This window comes from Roseovarius halotolerans (genome assembly GCF_900172255.1).
GTDB lineage: Bacteria > Pseudomonadota > Alphaproteobacteria > Rhodobacterales > Rhodobacteraceae > Roseovarius > Roseovarius halotolerans.
Genome location: NZ_FWFU01000012.1, coordinates 1 through 1,976 on the forward strand (window position 1 = coordinate 1; position 1,976 = coordinate 1,976).

At 54.3% G+C, this 1,976-nt stretch carries 2 protein-coding genes and 1 pseudogene; all 3 read right to left on the minus strand.

The genetic code is table 11. The features are described from left to right. Positions 1–95: pseudogene (locus ROH8110_RS18985) on the minus strand (ABC transporter ATP-binding protein); the annotation flags it as partial. 101 nt (positions 96–196) lie between these two features. Continuing rightward, on the minus strand, positions 197–1,477 hold the full coding sequence (locus ROH8110_RS18350) for an ABC transporter substrate-binding protein (protein WP_085819243.1): 1,281 nt from the start codon (positions 1,475–1,477) through the stop codon (positions 197–199). 84 nt (positions 1,478–1,561) lie between these two features. Next, positions 1,562–1,976, minus strand: a 415-nt coding sequence (locus ROH8110_RS18355) for an ABC transporter permease subunit (protein WP_442475981.1), incomplete at its 5' end; no start/stop codon positions are given.

The following is a 1,976-nucleotide window of genomic DNA, read 5'->3' on the forward strand; positions in this document are numbered from 1 at the left end:
ACGCCCTTCAGCACAAGGATCACGTGGTTGTAGATCACCTCGATGTTGTTGACCTCGAGAATCATCTCGTCGGTGCGTGCTGCTGCGTCGGGCATGTGTCTCTCCAAATCGCTCGCTCGTTCGCCCCGTCGCGGGGCCCGGTCGTCAGGTCCGGGCGCGGCGGTCAGCCCGCCGCGCCCGCTTCATGTGGCCACGCTTACTGGCAGCGCAGCTCGATGTTGTTTTCGCTGGCATAGGCCTCGGAATCCGCCACAATCAAAGGATCGATCACATCGGAATCCGGCGCTATGAAACCGGTCAACATGCTCCAGCTTTTCGTTTTCGCATTCCACTGGCGCACGGCAGCCAAACCTTCGCCGCCGTGATTAGAACATGTCGCCTTGATTTCCGGGGCGAAATTAGCAAAGCCCAGACTTGCCATTTTTTCGTCAGTGATATCTAGGGCTTCCATACCGTCACGAACCATTGACCCTGTAACTTGAGAAATACCATGTATTTCTTGGGCCTTTTTAATGGCTTCCACCGCCAGCATTGCGGAATATAGACCGCGGTTGTACAGAACGGTTCCCATTTGATCGCCGTCACCCGCAGCAAGCCCCTTGTCATATACATACGTCTTGAGATCTTTATAGACGCCAAAGTCTGACCCTGGGGCGTGCATAGCCAGTGCTTTATAACCGTCAGAGCTTTCGCCGCCAGGTAGAACATCCGATTCAGAGCCAGACCACCAGACACCAATCATATTTTCGAGCGGGAAGCGAATGTTGGCCGCTTCCTGAAGAGCAACTGGGTTCATGACACCCCAGCCCCACAAAAGTACATAGTCAGGCTTCTCACGTCGGATTTGCAACCACTGCGATTTTTGTTCTTGTCCAGGGTGATCAACGGCCAGAGAGTTAAAAACAAACCCGTGTTTCTTCGCGAGAATTTCCAAGGTTGGGATTGGTTCCTTGCCGAATGCAGAGTTATGATAGACGAGCGTAATTTTTTTACCTTTCAGATCGCCACTATTCTCCTGAAGTAGATATTTAATGGCAACGCTCGCACCCGCCCAATAATTTGTTGGGTAGCTGAATATCCATTCAAACACTGCGCCATTAGCAGCTGAGGTGCGCCCATGGCCGATAGCGTGAATTGGGATCTGATCGACGCTTGCTTTTGGAATTAGCTGATAGTTTAATCCGGTGGAAACGGGCTGGTAGAGAATTGCACTCTCCTTAGTTGCCTCATAACATTCCACACCTTTTTCGGTACTATATCCGGTTTCACATTCCGGCACCTCGATCTTCAAACCACCGATGCCGCCATCACGTTCATTGATCAATGTAAAGTAATCGGTATAGCCATCTGCGTTAGGTATGCCATTGGCAGCATACGGCCCGGTTCGATAACTTATAAGTGGGATAGTCAATTCTGCTAGGGCGGGTCCTGCCGCCATCACCGCAGCGACAAGCACTGTCAGAAGTTTCGTTTTCATCGGTTATTCCTCCCTTTGGTCTTGTTCCGATGTCCCTTTTCGCCAAGGGCCAAGGCCCCCGGCGTCTCCTCCTCAGGCCCGCCCCTAGTGCGGGAAGGGCCAAAGTCTCAGTTTTTCCTTGGCCACGCGCCAGAGCTGCGCCAGCCCGTGCGGCTCGAGCACCAGGAAGATGATGATCATCCCCCCGACGATCATGAATTCCAGATGCGCCGCCAGATCCGTGGGCCAGCCAAGCCCGCCCACCAGAAAGTTCTTGAGAAGCACCGGCAACAGCACCAGGAACGCCGCCCCCGCAAAGCTGCCGAAGATCGAACCCAGCCCGCCGATGATCACCATGAACAGCACGAGGAACGACTTGTTGATGCCGAAGGTCTCGCCGACCTCGACCGCGCCAAGGTAGACCGAGAAGAACAGCGCGCCCGCGATGCCGACAAAGAACGAGCTGATCGCGAATGCGCTCAGCTTGGCGCGCAGCGGGTTCACACCGATGATCTCGGCG